This window comes from Inhella sp. (genome assembly GCF_041912635.1).
Lineage (GTDB): Bacteria > Pseudomonadota > Gammaproteobacteria > Burkholderiales > Burkholderiaceae_C > Inhella.
On the sequence record NZ_JAYRMO010000001.1, the window covers coordinates 199,686 to 222,284 of the forward strand.

Below are 22,599 nucleotides of genomic sequence, written 5' to 3' on the forward strand. Positions count from 1 at the left end.
AAAAGCCCGGGCGGCATGCCCGGGCTGGTCTGAGGCCCGGGCAGGGCTTACTTGTTGTCCTTGACTTCCTTGAACTCGGCATCCACGACGTTGTCGTCGGCCGGCTTGGCTTGCGCGCCTCCCGCCGAGTGAGGTTGCTGGGCCTGCTGGAAATCGGCCCCCGGGGCCGCACCCGCCGCACCTTGGGCCGCCTGGGCCTGCTCGTAGACCTTCTCGCCCAGCTTCTGGCTGGCCTTCATCAGGGCCTCGGTCTTGGCTTCGATGGCGGCCTTGTCCTCGCTGTCCTTCAAGGCGTCTTCCAGCTCCTTGATGGCGGCCTCGATCTTGGACTTCTCGTCGGCTTCCAGCTTGTCGCCGAACTCGCTCAGGCTCTTCTTCACCGAGTGCACCATGGCGTCGCCCTGGTTGCGTGCCTGTACCAGTTCGAGCTTCTTCTTGTCCTCGGCGGCATTGAGCTCGGCGTCCTTGACCATCTTCTCGATCTCGGCCTCGCTCAAGCCCGAGTTCGCCTTGATGGTGATCTTGTTTTCCTTGCCGGTGCCCTTGTCCTTGGCGCTGACGTGCAGGATGCCGTTGGCGTCGATGTCAAAGGTGACCTCGATCTGCGGCACGCCACGCGGTGCGGCCGGAATGCCTTCGAGGTTGAACTCACCCAAGCTCTTGTTGGCCTGCGCCATCTCGCGCTCGCCCTGGTAGACCTTGATCGTCACGGCCGGCTGGTTGTCGTCAGCGGTCGAGAAGGTCTGCGCGAACTTGGTCGGGATGGTCGTGTTCTTCTTGATCATCTTCGTCATCACGCCGCCCAGGGTCTCGATGCCCAGGCTCAGCGGGGTGACGTCCAGCAGCAGCACGTCCTTGCGGTCGCCGCTCAGGACCGAGCCCTGGATCGCGGCACCGACGGCCACGGCCTCGTCGGGGTTGACGTCCTTGCGCGGCTCCTTGCCGAAGAAGGCCTTCACGGCCTCCTGGACCTTGGGCATGCGGGTCATGCCGCCCACCAGGATGATGTCGTCGATCTCACCGACCTTGACGCCGGCGTCTTTGATGGCGACGCGGCAGGGCTCGATGGTGCGCTCGATCAGCTCGTCCACCAGGGCTTCCAGCTTGGCGCGGGTCAGCTTGATGTTCAGGTGCTTCGGGCCCGAGGCATCGGCGGTGATGTAGGGCAGGTTGACGTCGGTCGAGGCGGCCGAGCTCAGCTCGATCTTGGCCTTTTCGGCGGCTTCCTTCAGGCGCTGCAGGGCCAGCACGTCCTTGGTCAGGTCGACGCCTTGCTCCTTTTTGAACTCGGTGACGATGTAGTCAATGATGCGCTGGTCGAAGTCTTCGCCGCCCAGGAAGGTGTCGCCGTTGGTGCTCAGCACCTCGAACTGCTTCTCGCCATCGACATCGGCGATCTCGATGATCGAGATGTCGAAGGTGCCGCCGCCCAGGTCATAGACGGCGATCTTGCGGTCGCCCTTGCTGGCCTTGTCCAGGCCGAAGGCCAGGGCCGCGGCGGTGGGCTCGTTGATGATGCGCTTGACTTCCAGGCCGGCGATGCGGCCGGCGTCCTTGGTGGCCTGGCGCTGGCTGTCGTTGAAGTAGGCCGGCACCGTGATCACGGCTTCGGTCACTTCCTCGCCGAGGAAGTCCTCGGCGGTCTTCTTCATCTTGCGCAGCACTTCGGCGCTGACCTGCGGCGGGGCCATCTTCTTGCCGCGCACTTCCACCCAGGCGTCGCCGTTGTCGGCGGCAGCGATGGTGTAGGGCATCAGGTCGATGTCCTTCTGCACTTCCTTCTCGGTGAACTTGCGGCCGATCAGGCGCTTCACCGCGTACAGGGTGTTCTTGGGGTTGGTGACGGCCTGACGCTTGGCCGGGGCGCCGACCAGCACCTCGCCGTCCTCCATGTAGGCAATGATGGACGGGGTGGTGCGCGCACCTTCCGCGTTCTCGATCACGCGGGTGGTGGTGCCGTCCAGGATGGCCACACAGCTGTTGGTGGTGCCGAGGTCAATGCCGATGATCTTGCCCATGAAGGTGCTCCTTGAATGCTTTGAGGGAATGCGGTGTATCTGGGTGCGCTGTGGGGGCTTTCAAGACCCCGCAGCCAGCAGGTTCATTTGGGTGCGGCCACCGTCACCAGGGCCGGACGCAGCACGCGGTCGGCAATCAGGTAGCCTTTTTGCAGCACAGCCACGATGGTGTTGGGCTCCTGCTGAACGTCGGCAGGCAGGGGCACCATGGAGATGGCCTGGTGCTGGTGCGGGTCGAACTTGGCGGCAACCGCCGGATTGATCTCGACCACCTTGTTGCGCTCCAGCGCCTGCACCAGTTGGCGGCGGGTGGCATGCGTGCCCTCCAGCAGCTGCTCGTTGCTGGCGTTGGGCAGGCCGATGGCGGCCTCCAGGCTGTCCAGCACCGGCAGCATGGCCTCGGCAAAGCCCTCGACGGCGTACTTGCGCGCCTTGGAGCTCTCCTCTTCGGCACGGCGGCGGATGTTCTCGGCCTCGGCCTTGGCGCGCAGATAGGCGTCGCTCATCTCGGCCAGGCGGGCCTTGAGGCTGTCAATCTCGGCCGCGGGGTCCTGCAGTGCGGCCTGCGGTTCCTGGTTCAGGTCCTGCTCGGGGGTCGGCATCTCGGGGTTCATGGTGTCGTCGCAAAAAAACGAAGGCCCACACTGAGAGGGCCGGACGGGGTTCTGGCGCACACCTGGGGCTGGCGGGCCGGAATTCAAGGGGGCGGATTTTCGCTCAGGGAAAGTCCGGGGCCTGGGCCGGCGCTACTCCGGATCCAGCTCCACGCTCCAGCGGTCCCAGTCCTGCAGCGCTCGCCGGTCCTTCTTGGTGGGGCGGCCTTGCTCGATGGCACTGGCGGGTTCGGGGCTGAGCCGGCGTCGCTCGGCCGCGGCGGCGGCGTCGCGCAGGCTTTGCTCGGTGTCGCGGTAGAGGGCCTGCGCCACCGGGGCCGGGCCGCGGGTCATTGAAAGTCCCAGGATCTCCACCTCACGCCGCCAGCCGGGCTGGGTCAGGCCGATGCGATCGCCCGGTCGCACATCGCGCCCTGGCTTGGACGCCTGGCCATTCACGTCCACGCGGTGCTTCTCGACCGCCTCGACGGCCAGGGCGCGCGTCTTGTAGAAGCGTGCCGCCCAGAGCCATTTGTCCAGGCGCATGCTGGCGGGCAGGTCGGCCATCAGCGCGGTGCCCCCAGTGCCTGGGCGCGTTCGCGCTGCGCCGCCAGGGCGGTGGCATCAGGCAGTTCGCGGGTCGGCCAGCCTTGCAGATGCTGCTCGGCGAGGGTGCCCAGGGCGCGCATGCCGGCCTCGCTGCTGTTGAGGCAGGGGATGTAGCGCAGCTGCCCGCCACCGGCGGCCTTGAAGGTCTCGGCGCCTTCCATGGCGATCTCCTCCAGCGTCTCCAGGCAATCGGCGGCAAAGCCGGGGCAGATCACATCCACGGCCTGGTGCTTGGCGCGGCCCAGTTCGGTGAGCACATGCTCGGTGCTGGGCCCCAGCCATTTGGCGCGGCCGAAGCGGCTCTGGAACGCCACCTGCCAGCTGCCTTGAGGCAGTTGCAGGGCCTCGGCCAGGAGGCGCGCGGTCTTGTGGCAGTGGCAGAAATAGGGGTCGCCCAGGTGCAGGGTGCGCTCGGGCATGCCGTGAAAGCTCATCACCAGCGGGGCATGCGGGCCGCCCTCACGCTGCCAATGTGCGCGTACCTGGGTTGCCAGGGCATCGATGTAGGCAGAGTGGTCGTGGTACTGGTTGATGACGCGCAGCTCGGGCTGCCAGCGCTGGGCCTGAAGCCACTCGTTGACCTTGTCCATCACGCTGGCGCTGGTGGCGGCGCAGTACTGCGGGTAGGCATTGAAGACGAGGATGCGCTGGGCGCCCGCGGCGCGCAGGGCATCGAGCTGGCTGGCAATGCTGGGGTTGCCGTAGCGCATGGCCCATCGCACCTGCACCTTGTGCCCGCGCTCGCCCAGCCAGCCCTGCAGCAGCTTGGACTGGGCCTCGGTGTGGACCTTGAGCGGCGCGCCTTCCTTCATCCAGACGCTGGCGTACTTGGCCGCACTCTTGGCCGGCCGAGTTCGCAGAATGATGCCGTGCAGGATCAGCCACCAGACCGGCCGCGGGATCTCGACCACGCGGGGATCGGAGAGAAATTCCGCCAGGTAGCGGCGCACGGCACCGGTTTCGGGCGCATCGGGGCTGCCCAGATTGCACAGCAGCAGGCCGACCGTCAGCGGGCGGCCATGGTCATGAGAAGCGGACATCAGCGCAGGTGGGGCAGGGTATCGGCGAAGTGGAGCACTTCGAAGCGCACGACAGGGGCATCCAACTCAGCGGGCGAACTGCCCAAACCGATCGAGCCCGAGCCATGCAGCGTGCAGGAGTTGCGGCGCAGCGGCAGCACTTCGCCACTGGTGCCGAAGCGCACATAACTGCCGTTGAAGCTCAGGTCCGTCAGCGTGTAGCTGCCGGCGTGCCAGTCAATGCGTGCATGGGAGCGGCTGACGCGGGCATCGGTGATGCAGAAGGCCGCCTCGGTGCTGCGGCCCAGCACGATGGGCAGCTGCTCGATGTCGAACACCCGCTCGTTGTCCAGCCAGGTCAGGCGGATGCCATCGGGTGCGGGCGGCGAGAAGGCGGCGTCGCCAAACTGGGTGGCGGCCCCATCGGTGTCGCGCACCGGTGCGTCCAGCACGTGGACATGAACGGGCTCGACCCGGCCGCGCACCTTGATGCCGTCCAGGCTGCGAAAGCGCGTGCGCTCCGCCGGGCTCAGCTCGGCGTGGAATTCGGCGGTCACCAGGGTCTCGTTGTCGCCCGCATGGTCAAGCAGACGGGCGGCCACGTTGACGGCGTCGCCAAAGCAATCGCCCGCCATGTCCACCACTTCACCAAAGGACATCGCCACCTGCAGTCGCAGCGAGCGCAGCCCCGGCGAGGCCCCGCGCTGGCGCCCCTGCTCCACCAGCTGGCCGAGCGCGTCGTGCATCGCGACGGCGGCACTCAGTGCGTCGCTGGGGTACTCGAAGACGGCCATCAGGCCATCGCCCAGCGTCTTGACGACCCGTCCGCCGCAGGCTTCGATCGACTGGCGCATCAGCCCGATGGTGTGCGTCACCACCGAGGTGGCCTCGGCATTGCCCAGGTTCTCGAACAGCGCAGTGCTGCCGCGCAGATCTGCGAAGACGACAGCGCGTTGCCGGATCTGCGTCATCGAATCAAAGTTGGAAAGTCGGCTGAGGGACTTTCAGTGTAAAGCCGGTAATTCCGCACGCGCCTTGCGCGGGGGCATGAAAAAGGCCGGGCAGTGCCCGGCCTTCGGTCCTGCGGCCGGCGACGGGCTTACAGGTTTTCCAGGTAAGTCCGCAGCTTGTCCGAGCGGCTCGGGTGCTTGAGTTTGCGAATGGCTTTCGCCTCGATCTGGCGGATGCGTTCGCGCGTGACGTCGAACTGCTTGCCCACTTCTTCCAGCGTGTGATCGCTCTGCATCTCGATGCCGAAGCGCATGCGCAGCACCTTGGCCTCGCGCGGGGTCAGGCTGTCGAGGATGTCCTTGACGACATCGCGCAGGCCGGCCTGCATCGCGGCTTCAACCGGGGCCACGTTGTTTGTGTCCTCGATGAAATCGCCCAGGTGGCTGTCGTCATCGTCACCGATCGGCGTTTCCATGGAGATCGGCTCTTTGGCGATCTTCATGATCTTGCGGATCTTGTCCTCGGGCATCTCCATCTTCTCGGCCAACGTGGGGGCGTCGGGCTCGAAGCCGAACTCCTGCAGATGCTGGCGCGAGAGGCGGTTCATCTTGTTGATCGTCTCGATCATGTGCACCGGGATGCGGATGGTGCGGGCCTGGTCGGCGATCGAGCGCGTGATGGCCTGGCGGATCCACCAGGTCGCGTAGGTCGAGAACTTGTAGCCGCGGCGGTATTCGAATTTGTCCACCGCCTTCATCAGGCCGATGTTGCCTTCCTGGATCAGGTCCAGGAACTGCAGGCCGCGGTTCGTGTACTTCTTGGCGATGGAGATCACGAGGCGCAGGTTGGCCTCGATCATTTCCTTCTTGGCGTCGCGGCTGGCGCGCTCGCCGGCATTCATGTGCTTGTTGATCTCCTTCAGGTCCTCGAGCGGCACGACCGCCTTGGACTGGATGTCGATCAACTTCTGCTGCAGTTCCTGGATGGCCGGCAGGTTGCGGCCGACCACGGCGGAGTAGGGCTTGCCAGCCTGCGACTCCTTCACCGCCCACTGTAGGTTCAGCACATTGGGCGGGAAGACCTTGATGAACTGCTCCTGCGGCATGCCGCACTTGTCCACCACGATGCGGCGGATCTCGCGCTCGAACTTGCGCACGTCATCCACCTGCGAGCGCAGGATGTCGCACAGGCGCTCGATGGTCTTGACCGTGAAGCGCAGCGTCATCATTTCGGCGCTGATGGCTTCCTGGGCCTTGTTGAAGGAGGGGCTCTTGTAGCCATCCTTCTCGAATGCCTTGCGCATCTTGTCGAAGTGGGTCGACAGGTTGTCGAACTTCACCAGTGCAGCGTTCTTCAGCTCTTCGAGCTTCTTGGTCAGGGCCTTGCTGCCACCCTGGCCGTCGTCGTCGTCTTCCTCGTCGAACTCGTCGAAGTCTTCTTCGGCCACATAATCGTCGGCCTCGTCGTCGGACACGAAGCCGTCGACGACGTCCGAAATCTGCATCTCACCGGCGCGGATCTTGTCGGCCAGCGACAGGATCTCGGCGATGGTGGTGGGCGAGGCCGAGATGGCCAGCATCATGGCCTGCAGGCCGCCTTCGATGCGCTTGGCGATCTCGATTTCGCCTTCGCGGGTCAGCAGTTCCACCGAGCCCATTTCGCGCATGTACATGCGCACGGGGTCGGTCGTGCGGCCGAACTCGGAGTCCACCGTGGACAGGGCAGCTTCGGCGGCTTCTTCAGCTTCCTCTTCCGAGGCGGCGGCGGTGCTCTGGCCCTGGATCAGCAGCGTGGCGGCATCGGGTGCCTGCTCGTAGACCGCGATGCCCATGTCGTTGAGCATCGAGACGATGGCCTCGAGGATTTCCTCGTTGATCAGCTTCTCGGGCAAGTGATCGTTGATTTCCTGATGCGTCAGGAAACCCCGCGTCTTGCCCATCTTGATCAGGGTCTTGAGTTCGTGGCGGCGCTTGGCCACTTCCTCTTCGGTCAGCTGGGTGTCGTCCAGGCCGAACTCGCGCATCAGCGCGCGCTCCTTGGCGCGGCTGACCTTCATGCGCAGCGGCTTGGCCTTTTCTTCTTCGCTGGCCTCGGCGGCCTGGGGCTCGTCTACCGCTTCCGGCTCGCCTTCCAGCTCCGCCTCGATGTCGCCCAGGTCTTCGTCCTCCTCGGCCTCGACCTTCTTGGCCTTTGGCGTCTCGGTGGCAGCCTTGGGCTTGCGTCCGCGCTTGGGCTTGTCGTCCTCCGCCACGGCAGCGGTCTTGGCTGCCTTGCCAGCCTTCTTCACCGTTTCTTCGGCAGCGGCCTTGGTCGCTTTCTTGGCTTCAGGGGCGGCGGCGGGCTTTTTGGCGGTCATGCAAGTCCTTTTGGGGCGGTGGCGCTATGGGCGTCAGCAAACCCTCTATTTTACCGTCGAAGAAGCGCTTTGCTCGTGAACGTGCCACATCAGCTGGGGCTCCTTCGGCCCTGATTCAAGCCCTTTGGAAGGCCCGGATCAGCCTTTGGGCCTGAGCGCGACCGCCGAGCGGCCCAGGATGGCGCTCAGGTTCTCGTGATCGGTCAGGACGGCGGCCAGCAGCCGGTTCATCTCGCTGCGGTGCAGCTCTACGGCGGCCATCTCATCGAGGCGCTCCAGGTCCAGTGCCGGCAGGCTGGCGGGAAGCTCGGCTTGGTCGAGCGCCTCGACGAGCCGCAGCCGCAGCTCGGCCCAGGCCAGGGCGCCGTGGTCGATCACCTGGCGGTCCAGCCACGCGAAGACCTTGGCGTGCGGTGTGCCGCGCTGGACCAGTCGGGCATGGGCGTCGGCGCTGAGGGACTCCCACCAGGCCGAGTGCAAGAGCAGCAGGCGCAGCAGCTGGTCCTCCGGGCTGGCGATCGGGAGCGGGCCGCTCGGCGCCTTGAGGCGGGCATTGCGAAAGGGCTTTTTGGCGTAGGGGCCGCCCACCCCGCCGCGCTCCGCATAGGGCTCCTGACGCTCCTGGGGTGGGCTGGGCGTTCGGCCGCCGCCATCTCCCTGCCACAGCGACTGCAGTTCCGCGTCGTCCAGCCGTGCGTGGCGCGCCAACTCGCCCAGCATCTGGCGTTTCAGCAGGCCTTCGGGCAGATCGACCCACAAGGGCTTGGCCTGCGCGAGGTAGCGGGTGCGGCCCTCCGGCGTGTCCATGCGGCAACCCTCTGAAGCCACCTCGACCAGGAAGCGCGACAGAGGCTGGGCATCGGCGATGCAGGCCTCGAAGGCGGCCATGCCGTGCTCGCGCACATAGGAATCCGGATCGTGCTCGGTCGGCAGGAACAGGAAGCGCACCTGACGGCGCTCGCCCAGGTGCGGGAGCGAGGCTGCCAGTGCGCGTGCGGCGGCACGGCGGCCCGCAGCGTCGCCGTCAAAGCTGAAAACGATGTCTTCGGTGAAGCGGAACAGCTTGCTGACATGCTCGCCGGTGCAGGCCGTACCCAGGGTGGCAACGGCCTGGCCGATGCCGAACTGCGCCAGCGCCACCACGTCCATATAGCCTTCGACCACCAGCGCATGACCGCCGCGGCGAATGGCGGGCCGCGCCTCGTAAAGACCATATAGCTCCTGGCCTTTGACGAATACGGGGGTTTCGGGAGAGTTCAGGTATTTGGGTTCGCCTTGATCCAGCACCCGCCCGCCAAAACCAATGACGGCGCCGGCCACGTTCCGGATCGGAAACATGATGCGGTCGCGAAAGCGGTCATAGCGCCGCGGATTGCCACTCTCGTCGAGCTTGTCCTCGCTCGAAATTACCAGGCCGGCGGCTTCCAGTTGGGGGTCGGCGTAATCGGGAAAACAGCGCGCCAATCCGCGCCACCCGGCCGGCGCATAGCCCAAGCCGAACTGGGCGGCAATCCGGCCGCTTAGGCCCCGCTGTTTCAGATATTCGACCGCACGCGCACTGGACTTCAGTTGTTGGCGGTAATGCTGCGCGGCCTGCGCCAGCAGTTCGCTGAGATCCTTCTGCCGCGCCTTCTGTTCGGCCTGCTGTGCGCGCTCCTCCACGCTGCGGCGGTCGTCAGGAACTTCCAGGCCGGCGCGTCGGGCCAAATCCTGGACTGCATCGACAAACCCGAGCCCCAAATGCTCGGTCAGGAATCGCAGGGCATCGCCATGGGCGCCGCAGCCAAAACAGTGGTAGGTCTGCCGGCTCGGGCTGACATGAAAACTCGGGGTTTTTTCACCGTGAAAAGGGCAGAGCCCTTTGAGGCTGGCGCCGGACTTCTTCAGCTGCACATGGGCGCCCACCACGTCGACGATGTCGATGCGGCCCAGCAGCTGCTGAAGGAACTCGGGAGGGATCACGCCCGCAGTTTAGAGGCGCAGAAAAAGCGACACCCGGCCTGGCAGGCTGCCAGGCCGGGTGTCGGGTGGAATTGCGCGCTTTAGACGGCGAAGTCGCTGAGCTTGGCGCCGCCGGCAAGCGCGGCCTTGAGCCACTTGGGCTGCAGACCACGGCCGCTCCAGGTTTCCCCGGTGGCCTTGTTGCGGTATTTCGCGGCCACTTTGGACGGCGCCTTGGTGGCTGTGCGACCGCTGCGCAAGCTGAGGTCAGCCGGGGTCAGCCCAAATTCGCTCATCAAGGCGCGCACCTTGGCAATGGCCTCGCCGCGCTCGCGGTCTTTGGTTTCAGCGATTTGCTGGTCGAGTGCGGCGCGTTGCGCCATCAGTTCTTGCAGGGTTGCCACGATGCCACCTCTTTCCGGTTCGAAACCAAGCGCTGCATCCTGTGCAGCTTTGGCGCATGATAACCAGAGAATGGCCTCGGGCAATACCCGGCTAATTACTTGTACCCAACGCGATCCAGCATTTGTTGTACCGCGGCAATATTTCCGGCCACGCGGCTCAGGGGAATCGTCTCGGCCTTGAACTCCCCCATGCTCTTCAGTGCGGGGTTCTCGGTGCGCAGCCCGGCCACCACGGGCCATTCATTGTTGCCCTCGGCGAAATACCGCTGTGCCGCATCGCTGGCGAGATATTCAAGGAAGCGTTGTGCCGCCTCGCGGTTCTTGCTGTGCCGTGCAATTGCGCCGCCGGCAATGTTCACATGTGCGCCCTGATCACGCTGATTGGGCAGAACAAAACCGATCTGCTCGACGGCTGCCTGGTCCTCGGGCTTCTTGGAAAGCATCATGCGCGCCAGGTAGTAACTATTGCTCAGGGCAATTTGGCATTCGCCGCTGGCGACGGCGCGAATCTGGTCGGTGTCGCCGCCCTTGGGCGCGCGGGCCATGTTGGCCACCACGCCCGCCAGCCATTTCTCCATCCCTTGGGCGCCCAGGCGTTCGTAGAGCGAGCCGAACAGCGAGAGGTTGTAGGGGTGGGAGCCGGAGCGTGTGCAGACCTTGCCCTTGTGGCGCGGGTCGGCCAGATCTTCGTAGCGCAGCACCTGCTCGCGCGGCACGCTCAGTTTGTTGTAGACGATGACGCGGGCGCGGGTCGAGAAGCCCCACCAGGCACTGCCCTGGGGGCCCGCTGCGGCGTGGTACTGGGCTGGCACACGCTGTTGCAGCGTGGCGGATTTGAATGGCAGGAACAGGCCCTCGCGTTCCGCCATGTCGAGGCGGGCAGCGTCCACCAGCAGCACCACATCGGCGGGGCTGGCGGCCCCTTCGGTCTTCAGTCGCGCCAGGATGCCGGCATCGTCCGCTTCGATGCGCTGGATGCGGATGCCGGTCGCCTTGGTGAAGTTGGCGTACAGGGCCTCGTCGGTTTGGTAATGGCGGGCCGAATACAGGTTCAGAACGGCGTCCTGCGCGCGCGCGGCGGGCAGGGCGAGGGTCAGGGTAGCGGCCAACAGGCCGGCCAGACGGGCGCGAATCATGAGCACTCCAGGGACGTCGGCGGATTGCCGGATGCCCAGGAGTTTAGCGAATGCGAATAGTTCGTGTTTGCGTTGACGCAAATCGCCTCAGGCCGCCGGCGGAACGAAGCCCGCCGGCGCGTCGGCTCCGCCGCCGAAGAAGAACTGTTCCATCTGGCGGGCCAGGTATTGGCGGGCGCGCTGGTCGGCCAGGTTCAGGCGGTTCTCATTCACCAGCATGGTCTGGTGCTTGATCCAGGCGGTCCAGGCTTCCTTGCTGACCTCGTTCCAGATGCGCTGACCCAGCGGGGTATGGGCAGGGTAGGGCGGAAAGTCCAGGCCTTCGGCCTCTTTCTTCAGGTAAGCGCATTGAACAGTGCGGGCCATGGCGGCAACTCCGGGGAACGTGAATTCGGGGCGGGACTGTAGCGGTGCCGCTCAGCCCAGTTGTTTGACAAGGACTTGCGAGCGCCGGTCCCAGTTGTACTTGCGCTTGCGCTCCTCGGGCAGCCAGTCTGGGTCCACCTGCACGAAACCGCGCTTGATGAACCAGTGCATGGTGCGGGTGGTCAGTACGAAGATGGATTTCAGTCCCTGGGCCTTGGCGCGCTGCTCGATGCGTTTGAGCAGGCGCTCCCCGTCGCCCTGGGATTGGGACTGCGGGCTCACCGTCAGCGCGGCCATTTCGGCGGTGCCCGCTTCCACGTAGGGGTAGAGGGCTGCGCAGCCAAAGATGACGCCATCGTGCTCGATCACGGTGTAAAGCTCGACATCGCGCTCGATTTCGGTGCGATCCCGCTTGACCAGCACGCCTTCGCGCTCGAAGGGTTCGATCAGGGCAATGATGGAGGACACATCGTCGCTGCTGGCCTCGCGCAGGCTTTCCAGCTTTTCGTCCACCACCATGGTGCCGATGCCGTCGTGCGTGTACACCTCCTGCAGCAGGGCGCCGTCCACCGCAAAGGGCAGGATGTGCGAGCGGTCCACGCCGGCGCGGCAGGCCTTGACGCAGTGGCGCAGGTAGAAGCCGGGGTCGGTGGGTTGCTCGGGTTCAGGCCAGCGCGCCAGCAGGCGTTCGGCTTCGGCCACGGCCAATTCGGTGTCGATGGCGCTGCTCGGGTCGTCCGGCACCTCGTGCACGCCGGGCGTCTCGGTCATGAAGATCAGCTTGTCGGCCTGCAGCGCGATGGCGGTGGCGGTGGCCACGTCTTCCATCGTCAGATTGAAGGCCTCGCCGGTGGGTGAGAAGCCAAAGGGTGAGAGCAGCACGATCGCGCCGGAATCCAGCGCGCGCTGGATGGCCACGCCATCGGCGCGGCGCACGTAGCCGCTGTGCTCGTGGTCGATGCCGTCGATGATGCCGATCGGCTTGGCGGTCAGGAAGTTGCCGCTGACCACTCGCAGCGTGGCGTTGGCCATCGGCGTATTGGGCAGGCCTTGGCTGAAGGCGGCCTCGATCTCGAAGCGCAGTTGGCCGGCGGCCTCCTGGGCGCAGTCGAGTGCCACGGCATCGGTGATGCGCTGGCCGCGGTGGTGGCGGGCCGGGTGGTTCTTCAGGCGCAGCTGCTCGTCCACCTGGGGGCGGAAGCCATGCACCAGCACGATGCGGATGCCCATGGCGTGCATCAGCGCCAGATCCTGAGCGAAGACCGAGAGCTTGCCCGCGGCGATCAGTTCGCCGGCCATGCCGACGACAAAGGTCTCGCCGCGGTAGGCGTGGATGTAGGGCGCCACGGCACGGAACCAGGGCACGAAGGTGTGCGGGAATACGAGGCTCATGGGCCGGGCCGATCAGGAGAATTCTGCAGAGCCCAAGATTGTGCGGCAGGGCCTGGGCATGACGAATGGTGGTGGCGCCGGCGCAGCCGAGCTGCGAGCATGGCCGCCCCAATCCATCCCCGGAGGAGCGCGCGATGAAGGACTTCACGGACATCTATGCGACCCCTGGCGCCTTCAGCTGGAGCGAGCTGAGCACCACGGACCCCAAGTCCGCCACCGAGTTCTATGGCGGCCTGTTCGGCTGGCGCTTCGAGAACATGGACATGGGCACCGGCCCGTACCACATCGTCAAGCTGGGCGAGACCAGCGTGGCCGGCGTGATGGCCATGCCGCCCGATGCCCCGCCCGGCATGCCTCCCTGCTGGGGTGTCTACATCACCGTGGCCGACTGCGATGCCACGGTGAGCAAGGCCAAGGGCCTGGGTGCGAACTGCCTGGCCGGCCCCTTTGACGTGCCGACCGTCGGCCGCATGGCGGTGCTACAGGACCCGCAGGGCGCGGTGTTCCAGGTGATCGCCTACTTCCCCAAGGGCTGAGCCGCAGCAGGGCCCCGGCCTCGCGGGACAATGCGCCCGCCATGAATGAAGCCAAGCCAAACAGCCGGCGCGATCCGCCGGCTGTTTCTATTCGCCCGCCGAAGCCGTCCCAGCCGCCTGTCGCAGCACGGCCCGAGCCCAAGCCGCTGCCGCCGATCACCTTTCCCGAGTCGCTGCCCGTCAGTGCGCGGCGCGAGGAGATCGCCGCCGCGCTCAAGGCTCACCAGGTGGTCATCGTCTGCGGCGAAACCGGCTCGGGCAAGACCACGCAGCTGCCCAAGATCGCCCTGGCCCTGGGTCGCGGCACGGGCAATGGGGGCCGGCTGATCGGCCACACCCAACCACGCCGCCTGGCGGCGACCAGCGTGGCCAAGCGCATTGCCGAAGAGCTGAACTCGCCCCTGGGCGAGGTGGTGGGCTACAAGATCCGCTTCAACGACCGGCTCACCCCCGGCGCCTCGGTCAAGCTGATGACCGACGGCATCTTGCTGGCCGAAACGCAGACCGACCCGCTGCTCAAGCGCTACGACACGCTGATCATTGACGAGGCCCACGAGCGCAGCCTCAACATCGATTTCCTGCTCGGCTACCTGAAGAACATCCTGCCGCGCCGGCCGGATCTGAAGCTCGTCGTCACCTCGGCGACCATCGACGCCGAGCGCTTTGCCAATCACTTCGCCTCGCGCAAGGGGCCGGCGCCGGTGATCCAGGTCAGCGGCCGCCTGTTCCCGGTGGAGCAGCGCTGGCGCCCCTTCGAGGAGAAGAAGGACTACGGCCTGGCCGATGCCATTCGCGATGCGGTGGACGAGCTCTGGCGCAGCGGACCGGGCGATTGCCTGGTCTTCCTGCCCGGCGAGCGTGAGATCCGCGAGGTGGCCGAAGCCCTGCGTGCCCACCACCCGCCCGGCGTGGACGTGCTGCCGCTGTTCGCGCGCCTTTCCCCGCAGGACCAGGACAAGATCTTCCAGCCGCACGGTGCGCCGCGCATCGTCCTGGCCACCAATGTGGCCGAAACCTCGCTGACGGTGCCGGGCATCCGCTTCGTCATTGACGCCGGCACGGCGCGGGTCAAGCGCTACAGCTACCGCAACAAGGTCGAGCAGCTGCAGATCGAGCCGATCAGCCAGGCCGCTGCCAACCAGCGCGCCGGCCGCTGCGGCCGCGTGAGCAACGGCATCTGCGTGCGCCTGTATGACGAGCAGGACTTTGCCCAGCGCCCGCGCTTCACCGACCCGGAGATTCTGCGCTCCAGCCTGGCAGGGGTGATCCTGCGCATGAAGAGCTTGGGTCTGGGTGCCGTCGAGGACTTCCCCTTCCTCGAAGCCCCACCCGGCAAGGCGATTGCCGATGGCTACCAGCTGCTGGCCGAACTGGGTGCGGTCGACGAAGCCAACGAGCTCACCGACATCGGCAAGCAGCTCGCCAAGCTGCCGCTGGACCCGCGCGTGGGCCGCATGTTGCTGGCCGCGCGCGACCAGCAGGCCTTGAGCGAGATGCTGGTGATTGCGTCGAGCCTCAGCAGCCAGGACGTGCGCGACCGCCCGCCCGAGCAGCAACAGCAGGCCGATGCCAAGCACAAGCCCTTTGACGACGAGAAGAGCGAGTTCAGCGGCCTGCTCAAGCTGTGGAAATGGCTGGAGGCCGCGCGGGGCGGGGAGGGCGAGCACAAGCTCAGCCACCGCAAGTACGAGGCGAAGCTGCGCGAGCACTTCATCAACCCCCGCAAGGTGCGCGAGTGGCGCGACATCCACCAGCAGCTGCATGGCGTGGTGGCCGAGCAGGGCTGGCGCCTGAACGAGAGCGAGGCCACGTACGAGCAGCTGCACCGCGCGCTGCTGGCCGGCCTGCTGGGCAACATCGGCCTGAAGAGCGAGACCGAGGACACGAATGCCTACAACGGCGCGCGCGGCATCAAGTTCTGGCCCTGGCCGGGCGCGCACCTGAGTAAGAAGCCCGGCCGCTGGGTGCTGGCGGCCGAGCTGGTCGAGACCTCGCGCCTGTGGGGCCGGGGCCTGGCGAGCATTGACCCGGCCTGGGTGCTGGCGCAATGCGGCCATTTGCTGAAGACCCATCAGGCCGAGCCGCATTGGGAAAAGAAGGCCGGCGAGGTGGTGGCGCTGGAGCGCGGCACGCTTTACGGCCTGACCCTGTACCAGGGCAAGCGGGTGAACTTTGGCCGCATCGACCCGGTGAAGGCGCGCGAGATCTTCATCCGCGAGGCCCTGGTGGGCGGCGAGATCGAATCGAACCTGCCCTTCCTTGCGCACAACGCCAAGCGCATTGCCGAGGTCGAGAAGATCGAGCACAAGAGCCGCCGCCAGGACGTGCTGGTGGATGACGAGCTGATCCAGCTTTTTTACGACGCCCACATCCCCGCCGAGGTGTGTTCCACCGCTTCTTTGGAGCGCTGGTACCGCCAGGCCAGCAAGGCCGAGCCGAAGCTGCTGCACTTCAGCCGCGAGGAGCTGATGCGCCACGAGGCCGCCGGCGTCACCAGCCAGGCCTTCCCGAAGATGCTGCGTGTGGGCGGCGTGGACTGCCGCTGCGACTACCTGCACGAGCCCGGCGACGCGCGCGACGGCCTCACCGTCACGGTGCCGGTTTTTGCGCTGAACCCGGTGAGTGAGGCGGCCTGCGAGTGGCTCGTGCCGGGGCTACTGGAGGCCAAAGTCACCGCGCTCATCAAGGCCCTGCCGCAAAAGCCGCGTGCCCGCCTGGCGCCGGTGCCGGCCTTCGTGGCCGAGTTCGTTGCCGCCACGCCCTTTGGCGAGGGCTCGCTGATCGACACCCTGCTCGCCGCCGTCAAGACCAAGACCGGTCTGCCGCTGACCCGCGCCGACTTCAAGCTCGAACTGCTCAGCCCGCACCTGTTCATGAACCTGCGCATCGTGGACGAGCATGGCCGCCAGCTCGGCATGGGGCGCAACCTGGCGGCGCTGAAGGCCGAGTTTGGCGGCCTGGCGCGCTCCAGCTTCCAGGCCCTGGCGGCGCTGAAGCTGGCGCCCGCGGCCGCGCCAGCGGAAGAAGCGCCCAAGGCCAAGACCGGCGCCGCAGCAGCCGCCGCGCCGGCCGTGGAGGCGGCGCAGCGCCATACCGACTGGAGCTTTGGCGAGCTGCCCGAGCTGCTGGAGATCCGCAAGGGCGGCCAGAGCCTGATCGGCTTCCCGGCCCTGATCGACAAGGGCGCGCATGTCGAAATCGAGGTGTTCGACGAACCCGAGGCCGCCCAGGCCCTGCACCGCGCCGGCCTGCTGCGCCTCTTCGCCCTGCAGCTCAAGGAGCCGCTCAAGGGCCTGGAAAAGAACCTTGGCCCCGATCTGCAGCGCCTGGGTGTGGCCTTCATGGCCCTGGGCACGGTGGAAGAACTGCGCGCCCAGGTGCTGAACCTGGCGCTGGAGCGCGCCTTCCTGGCCGAGCCCCTGCCCACCACGGCCGAGACCTTTCATGCCCGGCTGGCCGAAGGGCGCCCGCGCCTGGTGCTGATAGCCCAGGAGGTGCTGCGCCTGGCGGGCACCGTGCTGGCCGAGTTCCAGGCCACCCAGCGCAAGCTCAAGGACGCCCGCGCCCCCAAGGAGGTTGCGGACGACATCCAGGCCCAGCTGGAGCGCCTGGTGCCCAAGCAATTCCTGCCGCGCACCCCCTGGGGCCAACTGCAGCATTTCCCGCGCTACCTCAAGGCCGTGCAAGTGCGCTTGGACAAGCTGCGCGCCGACTCCGAGCGCGATGGCCGGCTGCTGGCCGAGCTGCGCCCGCTGGAGCAGCGCTGGCAACGCCGTGTGGCCGAGCGCCGCGGCAGCCCGGACGCGCGCCTGGACGAATTCCGCTGGCAGCTGGAAGAGCTGCGCGTCAGCCTGTTCGCCCAGGAGCTGCGCACGCCGCAGCCGGTCTCGGTCAAACGCCTGGACAAGATCTGGCAGCAGATGTCGGGTTGACCCCCCCCGAAGCGCCTGCGGCGCCCTACGGGCCAGCCAAGGCCAGTGGCCTTGGCCTTCGGCAGGCACAGATGGCCCACTGGGCCGTCTGTGTCCAGCCTCAGCCCCCAGGGGGCGTCACCAGCGGCCCGGCAAAGCCGGTTCCGCGGTGGCACTTGGTGGTGTGTGTTCTTCGAAAGAATGGCGCGCGAGTTTCTGCTCTCAGAAGAGAAGTCACTGTGATCGGCGTCGCGTCTTGGCGCTTCTTCGGGGGTTTGACCCCTCGCGCAGCAGGTTTAATCGCTCCCAATGGTTTCCACGAATCCTCCCGCCCCGTCTCCCGCACCCCTGCGGCTGGGGCCTTTTGAGCTCAAGGCGCTGCTCGGAAAGAGCGAGCGCTGCATGCTCTGGCAGGTGCTGGACACCCGCAACCGCCAGGAACTGCTGGTGGCGCTGCCGCGCGTCAAGCCGGCCGACCCGCAGCAATGGCTGCAAAACGCCCGTCAGGCCGCCAAGGTCGAGCACCCCGGCCTGGCCGCGCCGGCCGAGATCGGCTACGCCGACCCCTGGCCCTACATCGCCTACCCGCGCAGCCTGGGCCTTACGGTGGCCGAGCGCCTGACGCGCCACAAGCAGCCCGCGCCGGTGGAAGTGGCACGCTGGCTGGAGCGCGCGCTCGATGGCTTGGCCATGGCGCATGACGCCGGGCTCTCGCATGGTGACCCGCAGCCCTTCATGCTGCTGCTGGGTGAAGACGGGTTCGCGGCTCTGCTGGGCATCGGTTTGCTGGGAGCGGGTTGGCAGAGCACCCCCGAGGCCCGCCAGCGCCGCCAGGCCGAGGCGTTGGAAGACGTGCTCTGCCTGGGCCTGCTGACCAACCGCTTGCTGGGCGGGCGCGCCCCACTGGAGTGCACTGACACCCGCGAGGTGCTGATGCGCCTACCCCCGCATGGGCGCGAGTTCGTGCGCCTGGGCTGGGAGCGGACCCACCCGGTGGACGAGGCGCTGCGCACCATCGTCAACCGCAGCACCGCCACGCAGCCCACGCATCGCTACCTGCAGGCGCGAGCCTTTGCACGCGCCCTGGAAGGATGGCGCGAGCGCGTGCAGAACCCCGAAGGCGGCATGGTGGCGCAGCTGCTGGACCGCCTCAAGCGCTTTGGCGGCCTGCCCGTCACCCGGCCCGAAGCCGTGCGCCAGGTGCTGGCTGGCGGCCTGGAGCAACGCCACGCCGACGAGTTGGCCGGCCTGGTGCTGCAGGATCTGGCGCTCACGCTGGAGCTGCTGCGCCGCGTGAACCTGGCGCAGCGGCGCGAGGGCGGCGCCGGCCAGCCGGCGGTGCTGAACATGGCGCGCGCCATCAGCCTGCTGGGCCTGGAGGAGCTGGCCACGGCGGCGCAAGCGCTGCGGCCCTGGCCGGGCCTGCTGGCACCCGAGCGCGTGGTGAACCTGCGCCTGGCCCTGGCGCGTGCCCACCAGGCCGCCGAGGTGGCGCGCCGCCTGGCCCCGGCCGGCTACGACCCCGAAGTGCTGCGCCTGGTGGCGATGGTGCAGAACCTGGGCCGCCTGTTGGCCCAGTACCACCTGCCCGGTGAGTGCGAGCAGATCGAACGCCTGCAAGTGCCGCCCGAGCCCACCGAGGAACACCCCAACCCGCAGCCCATGAGCGAGCGCGCCGCCGCCTTTGCCGTGCTGGGGTGTGAGCTGGACGACCTGGGCCTGGCCGCCTTGCGCCACTGGGGCCTGGGTGATGAACTGCAGGCCATGGCGCGTCGCCCGGAGCCCGATCAACCCATCCACCATGCGCATGGCGACATCGAACAGCTGCGCCTGAGCTGCGCGATGGCCAACGAGCTGGTGGATTGCCTGGTGCAGCGCGAGCCCCGCAAGCGCCGCCAGGCCATCGAAGCGGTGACGCGGCGCTATGCCCGGGCCCTCGGCCTGAGCCTGGACGACGTGCAGCGCGCGCTCTTTCCTGAATCCGCACAGGCTGCCGTGCAGCACACCCTGGCATGAAATCGCCCCCAGTCTCGCTGTCGCTCGCCACCCCCCAAGGGGGCGCTCAGTGGCTTCGGGCGGCCGGGCGCCACTGATATGAGAACGCTGGGCCGCTTCAAGCTCATCCGCAAGCTCGGCGGCGGCGCCCAGGCCATCGTCTGGCTGGCGCACGACCCGCGCCTGGACCGCGAGGTCGCGCTCAAGGTGTTGAACACCGAAGAAGCCACGCCGGACGCCGTGGACGAATGGCTGCATGAGGGCCGCGCGGTCAGCCGGCTCAACCATGTCGGCATCGTGCCCGTCTACGAGGCGGACCGCTTCGATGGCCAGCCCGCCTTGGTGTTCGAGTTGGTGCGTGGTGGCACCCTGAGCCGTGTGTTGGGCGAGGGCCCGCAGCCGCCGCGCAAGGCGGTGGAGACCATGGTGCAGGTGCTGGACGCCTTGGCCTTTGCCCATGCCGCCGGCATCGTGCACCGCGACCTCAAGCCCGGCAATGTGCTGATCGACGCCCAGGGCCGGCCGCGCGTCACCGATTTCGGCATCGCGGCCCGTGCCACCGACCAGAGTGCCGCCCAGGTGGTGGGCACGCCGGGCTACATCTCGCCCGAGGCCGCGCGTGGCGAGGCGCCGCAGCCGCGCATGGACGTATTTGCCGCCGCCATCATGCTGGCCGAGCTGATGAGCGGCCGCCGCCTGGTGGGCGAGGCCGATGTGGCGCGCAGCCTGCACCGCACCCAGCACGAAGACCTGGAGATGCCGCACATCGACAACCCGGACGCCGACGACGCGCTGCGCGCCATCGTGCAGCGCGGGCTGGCACGCGACCCGGCACGGCGCTGGGAGAGTGCCGCGGCCATGCGTGACGCGCTGATGGCCTGGCTGCACGGCCCGGCCGACGCGCCGGCTGAAAGTGGCGATGGCCCGGCCGGAGCCGCCGCGCTGGAGTTCCTGCTGCGCCGCATGCGCGCCAAGGCCGATTTCCCTGGCCTCACCGCCTCGATCGAGCGTATCCAGCGTCTCACGCACTCCGACAACGAGAGCCTCGCCGGCCTGGCCAACGAGATCCTCAAGGACGTGGCGCTGACCAAGAAGCTGCTGCGCCTGGTCAACACCGCGCAATTCCGCCATGCCGGCGGCGGCAGCATCAGCACGGTGTCGCGGGCCGTCGCCCTGGTGGGCTTTGGCGGCGTGCGCAATCTGGCGCTCAGCCTGGTGCTGCTGGAGCGCATGCAAGACCGCGCCCACGCCGCCCAGCTCAAGACCGAGTTCCTGCGCAGCCTGATGGCCGGCAGCCTGGCGCGCGAGCTCAGTGGCGCCAGCCGCGAGGGCGAGGAGATGTTCCTCGGCGCACTGTTCCAGAACCTCGGCCGCCTGCTGACCGAGTTCTACTTTGCCGAGGAAGCCTCCCAGGTGCGCCGCCTGGTGCGCGAGGCCCAGGGCACGCAGGCGCCGATCAGCGAGGCCACTGCCAGCGCGCGCGTGCTGGGCATCAGCTACGAGGAACTGGGCATTGCCGTGGCCAAGCGCTGGGGCCTGCCCGATGGCCTGACGGCCATGATGCGCCGCCCGGTGGGCGACCCGCCGGAGCGCCCGCCCGAGCAGGCCATCGAGCGCCAGCGCTGGCTGGCCCGCGCCGCCAACGAGGCCGCGGACGTCATCCTGCACAGCGAGCCCGACCAGGCCAAGCTGCGCCTCAAGCAGCTGGGCGAGCGCCACTCGCGCGCGCTGCGCGTGGGTGCCGAGGCTTTTGCCGGCGCCTGTGGCCAGGCACAGCAGAAGCTGGCTGACTTGGCCGACGCGATGGAGCTGCGGGTGGAGCGCAATTCGCCCGCCCAGCGCCTGATCAGCGTCACCCCGGAGCCCAGTTCGGACGCCGAGCTGGCCACCGTGGTCATGCAGGCCACGGTGGTGACGGACATCCATTCCCAGCCGCGCGAGCAGGCCTCGCAGCAGCTCGCCGCCGGCATCCAAGACATCACCGATGCCATGGTGCAGTCCAACGATGTTGGCGCCGTGCTGCGCATGATCCTGGAGACCATGTTCCGGGCGCTCAGCCTCAAGCGCGTGCTGTTCGCCATGCGCGACGCCCGCACCGAGCAGCTGATCGGCCGCTTCGGCCTGGGCGAGGGCGTCGAGGCCCTGGCACCGCATTTCAAGGTGCCGCTCAAGCCGGCCCCCGGACAGACGCCGGATCTGTTCTGCGCCGTCTGCCTCAAGGCCGTGGACACCCTGATTAGCGACGCCACCCAGCCCAACATCGCCCAGCGCCTGCCGCCCTGGTGGCGCGACAAGTTCAAGGCCGGCAGCTTTCTGGTGCTGCCGCTGGCGCTCAAGGGTGCGCCTTTCGGCCTGATTTATGCCGACCGCGAGAAGCCCGGCGACATCCAGTTGGATGAGAAGGAACTGTCACTGCTGCGCACCCTGCGCAACCAGGCGGTGATGGCGTTCCGGCAGAGCGGCAGCTGAAGCAGTCTCGCGATCCCAGGCAGCCACCAGCAGGCACACGGCGCACAGGGCCAGGCTGAACTCCGCGCCGCCGTTGCCAAATTCACCCACGAACCAGCCCAGGCGCAGGTGGATCACCCCGATGCCTACGGCGCTGATGCCGAACAGGCCCAGGGCTGCCCACCGGGCGCCCCGGTTCAGGAGCAGCGCGGTGCCGCCGGTCAGCTCCAGCGCCGTGGCGGCCACGCCAAAGTAGAAGCCGAAGGGCAGACCGAGCTGCTCCAGCCCGGCTCCCAGGCCGCGAAAGTAGTCGGCCTCGGTGAAGCGGCTGGCCGCATGGATCATGAAGAACAGTGCCAGCGCCCAGCGCAGGACGCAGTTGGCGCGGTTGGGGCTCAGCAGCGCCGCCAGCCGCCCGCTCTGCGCCTTCAGACCTATGGCGCTGACCCACAGGCACATGGCGCACAGCACAAAGCTGAACTCGCGCCCGCCATCGCCATGCTCGGCCACCCACCAGCCTTGCTCCATGAAGGCCATGCGGCCCAGCGTGATGAGCAAAAAGGCCGGGCCGATCCAGCGCAAGCCTTGGTTCATCACCAGCAGGGGGCTGCCCACCAAGGCCACGGCGGTGGCGGCCATCAGCCAGACGGAGGCCCAGGGCAAGCCGCGCGCGGCCATCTGTTCACCCGCCTGGGCGAAGTAGCCGGGGGTCAACACCCGCATCAGCGCATGACCGAAGAACACGGCGGCCAGGCTGAGCCGGAACAGCAGTTGCGTCAGCGGAAGCGACACAAAGGGAAAGCGTTGGAGCAGGGGCGGCATGGCAAAGCAAGTTTGAAAATGGCCGCCACCCTAATCGCCCGGCCCGCCGCTGTCTTCCGTTTGCCCCAGCCCCAGCGACGGGTGACGGATTCCGGGGGCCGA

General features: G+C 67.5%; 16 protein-coding genes. 4 read left to right on the forward strand and 12 right to left on the reverse strand.

The window, feature by feature from the left end:
* Window positions 1–47: 47 nt before the first annotated feature.
* The 11 genes from dnaK to argA form a co-directional block, all read right to left on the reverse strand.
* Entirely contained in the window at window positions 48–2,018 is a 1,971-nt protein-coding gene (dnaK, locus tag ACE3QP_RS00910; protein ID WP_374432801.1) for a molecular chaperone DnaK, read from the reverse strand.
* An 83-nt stretch (window positions 2,019–2,101) separates the two neighbouring features.
* Window positions 2,102–2,632 (reverse strand): nucleotide exchange factor GrpE, encoded by a 531-nt coding sequence (grpE, locus tag ACE3QP_RS00915; protein WP_374432803.1) that lies wholly within the window; start codon window positions 2,630–2,632, stop codon window positions 2,102–2,104.
* A gap of 132 nt (window positions 2,633–2,764) precedes the next feature.
* A complete protein-coding gene (locus ACE3QP_RS00920) occupies window positions 2,765–3,178 on the reverse strand; it encodes an RNA-binding S4 domain-containing protein (RefSeq protein WP_374432805.1) in 414 nt (137 codons plus the stop codon).
* Window positions 3,178–4,260, reverse strand: coding sequence for a ferrochelatase (gene hemH, locus ACE3QP_RS00925; RefSeq protein WP_374432806.1), 1,083 nt, complete (start codon window positions 4,258–4,260; stop codon window positions 3,178–3,180). Before hemH ends, ACE3QP_RS00920 begins: the two co-directional genes overlap by 1 nt.
* Window positions 4,260–5,210, reverse strand: coding sequence for an adenylate/guanylate cyclase domain-containing protein (locus ACE3QP_RS00930; RefSeq protein WP_374432808.1), 951 nt, complete (start codon window positions 5,208–5,210; stop codon window positions 4,260–4,262). The genes hemH and ACE3QP_RS00930 overlap by 1 nt, the downstream gene beginning before the upstream one ends.
* A gap of 128 nt (window positions 5,211–5,338) precedes the next feature.
* A complete protein-coding gene (gene rpoD, locus ACE3QP_RS00935) occupies window positions 5,339–7,546 on the reverse strand; it encodes an RNA polymerase sigma factor RpoD (protein ID WP_198111442.1) in 2,208 nt (735 codons plus the stop codon).
* Between the two features lie 138 nt (window positions 7,547–7,684).
* On the reverse strand, window positions 7,685–9,508 hold the full coding sequence (dnaG, locus tag ACE3QP_RS00940) for a DNA primase (RefSeq protein ID WP_374432811.1): 1,824 nt from the start codon (window positions 9,506–9,508) through the stop codon (window positions 7,685–7,687).
* A gap of 80 nt (window positions 9,509–9,588) precedes the next feature.
* Window positions 9,589–9,975, reverse strand: coding sequence for an H-NS family nucleoid-associated regulatory protein (locus ACE3QP_RS00945; RefSeq protein WP_374432813.1), 387 nt, complete (start codon window positions 9,973–9,975; stop codon window positions 9,589–9,591).
* Between the two features lie 11 nt (window positions 9,976–9,986).
* Window positions 9,987–11,027 carry an extracellular solute-binding protein gene (locus ACE3QP_RS00950; RefSeq protein WP_374432853.1) on the reverse strand — a complete coding sequence of 347 codons (1,041 nt, stop codon included), beginning with the start codon at window positions 11,025–11,027 and terminating at the stop codon, window positions 9,987–9,989.
* 87 nt (window positions 11,028–11,114) lie between these two features.
* Window positions 11,115–11,393, reverse strand: a complete 279-nt coding sequence (locus ACE3QP_RS00955) for an oxidative damage protection protein (RefSeq protein WP_374432815.1) — start codon at window positions 11,391–11,393, stop codon at window positions 11,115–11,117.
* A gap of 51 nt (window positions 11,394–11,444) precedes the next feature.
* Window positions 11,445–12,785 (reverse strand): amino-acid N-acetyltransferase, encoded by a 1,341-nt coding sequence (argA, locus tag ACE3QP_RS00960; protein WP_198111445.1) that lies wholly within the window; start codon window positions 12,783–12,785, stop codon window positions 11,445–11,447.
* Window positions 12,786–12,919: 134 nt separating this feature from the next.
* Between argA and ACE3QP_RS00965 the strand changes: the two genes are divergently transcribed.
* The 4 genes from ACE3QP_RS00965 (at window position 12,920) to ACE3QP_RS00980 (ending at window position 21,696) form a co-directional block, all read left to right on the forward strand.
* Window positions 12,920–13,321, forward strand: a complete 402-nt coding sequence (locus ACE3QP_RS00965) for a VOC family protein (protein WP_374432817.1) — start codon at window positions 12,920–12,922, stop codon at window positions 13,319–13,321.
* Between the two features lie 41 nt (window positions 13,322–13,362).
* Window positions 13,363–17,253 carry an ATP-dependent RNA helicase HrpA gene (gene hrpA, locus ACE3QP_RS00970; RefSeq protein WP_374432819.1) on the forward strand — a complete coding sequence of 1,297 codons (3,891 nt, stop codon included), beginning with the start codon at window positions 13,363–13,365 and terminating at the stop codon, window positions 17,251–17,253.
* A 288-nt stretch (window positions 17,254–17,541) separates the two neighbouring features.
* Window positions 17,542–19,248, forward strand: coding sequence for an HDOD domain-containing protein (locus ACE3QP_RS00975; RefSeq protein ID WP_374432821.1), 1,707 nt, complete (start codon window positions 17,542–17,544; stop codon window positions 19,246–19,248).
* A gap of 78 nt (window positions 19,249–19,326) precedes the next feature.
* Entirely contained in the window at window positions 19,327–21,696 is a 2,370-nt protein-coding gene (locus ACE3QP_RS00980; protein ID WP_374432822.1) for an HDOD domain-containing protein, read from the forward strand.
* Here the strand turns inward: ACE3QP_RS00980 and ACE3QP_RS00985 are convergent.
* Complete coding sequence (locus ACE3QP_RS00985) at window positions 21,637–22,497, reverse strand: DoxX family protein (protein WP_374432824.1); 861 nt, start codon at window positions 22,495–22,497, stop codon at window positions 21,637–21,639. The genes ACE3QP_RS00980 and ACE3QP_RS00985 overlap by 60 nt on opposite strands.
* Between the last annotated feature and the right edge of the window lie 102 nt (window positions 22,498–22,599).

Bases quoted from the DNA above. Each gene is read 5' to 3' on its own strand.
- argA (WP_198111445.1), bottom strand. From the start codon at position 12,785: ATGAGCCTCGTATTCCCGCACACCTTCGTGCCCTGGTTCCGTGCCGTG.
- dnaK (WP_374432801.1), bottom strand. From the start codon at position 2,018: ATGGGCAAGATCATCGGCATTGACCTCGGCACCACCAACAGCTGTGTG.
- hemH (WP_374432806.1), bottom strand. From the start codon at position 4,260: ATGTCCGCTTCTCATGACCATGGCCGCCCGCTGACGGTCGGCCTGCTG.
- ACE3QP_RS00920 (WP_374432805.1), bottom strand. From the start codon at position 3,178: ATGGCCGACCTGCCCGCCAGCATGCGCCTGGACAAATGGCTCTGGGCG.
- ACE3QP_RS00965 (WP_374432817.1), top strand. From the start codon at position 12,920: ATGAAGGACTTCACGGACATCTATGCGACCCCTGGCGCCTTCAGCTGG.
- hrpA (WP_374432819.1), top strand. From the start codon at position 13,363: ATGAATGAAGCCAAGCCAAACAGCCGGCGCGATCCGCCGGCTGTTTCT.
- grpE (WP_374432803.1), bottom strand. From the start codon at position 2,632: ATGAACCCCGAGATGCCGACCCCCGAGCAGGACCTGAACCAGGAACCG.
- rpoD (WP_198111442.1), bottom strand. From the start codon at position 7,546: ATGACCGCCAAAAAGCCCGCCGCCGCCCCTGAAGCCAAGAAAGCGACC.
- ACE3QP_RS00955 (WP_374432815.1), bottom strand. From the start codon at position 11,393: ATGGCCCGCACTGTTCAATGCGCTTACCTGAAGAAAGAGGCCGAAGGC.
- ACE3QP_RS00975 (WP_374432821.1), top strand. From the start codon at position 17,542: ATGGTTTCCACGAATCCTCCCGCCCCGTCTCCCGCACCCCTGCGGCTG.
- ACE3QP_RS00985 (WP_374432824.1), bottom strand. From the start codon at position 22,497: ATGCCGCCCCTGCTCCAACGCTTTCCCTTTGTGTCGCTTCCGCTGACG.
- ACE3QP_RS00950 (WP_374432853.1), bottom strand. From the start codon at position 11,027: ATGATTCGCGCCCGTCTGGCCGGCCTGTTGGCCGCTACCCTGACCCTC.
- ACE3QP_RS00930 (WP_374432808.1), bottom strand. From the start codon at position 5,210: ATGACGCAGATCCGGCAACGCGCTGTCGTCTTCGCAGATCTGCGCGGC.
- ACE3QP_RS00980 (WP_374432822.1), top strand. From the start codon at position 19,327: ATGAGAACGCTGGGCCGCTTCAAGCTCATCCGCAAGCTCGGCGGCGGC.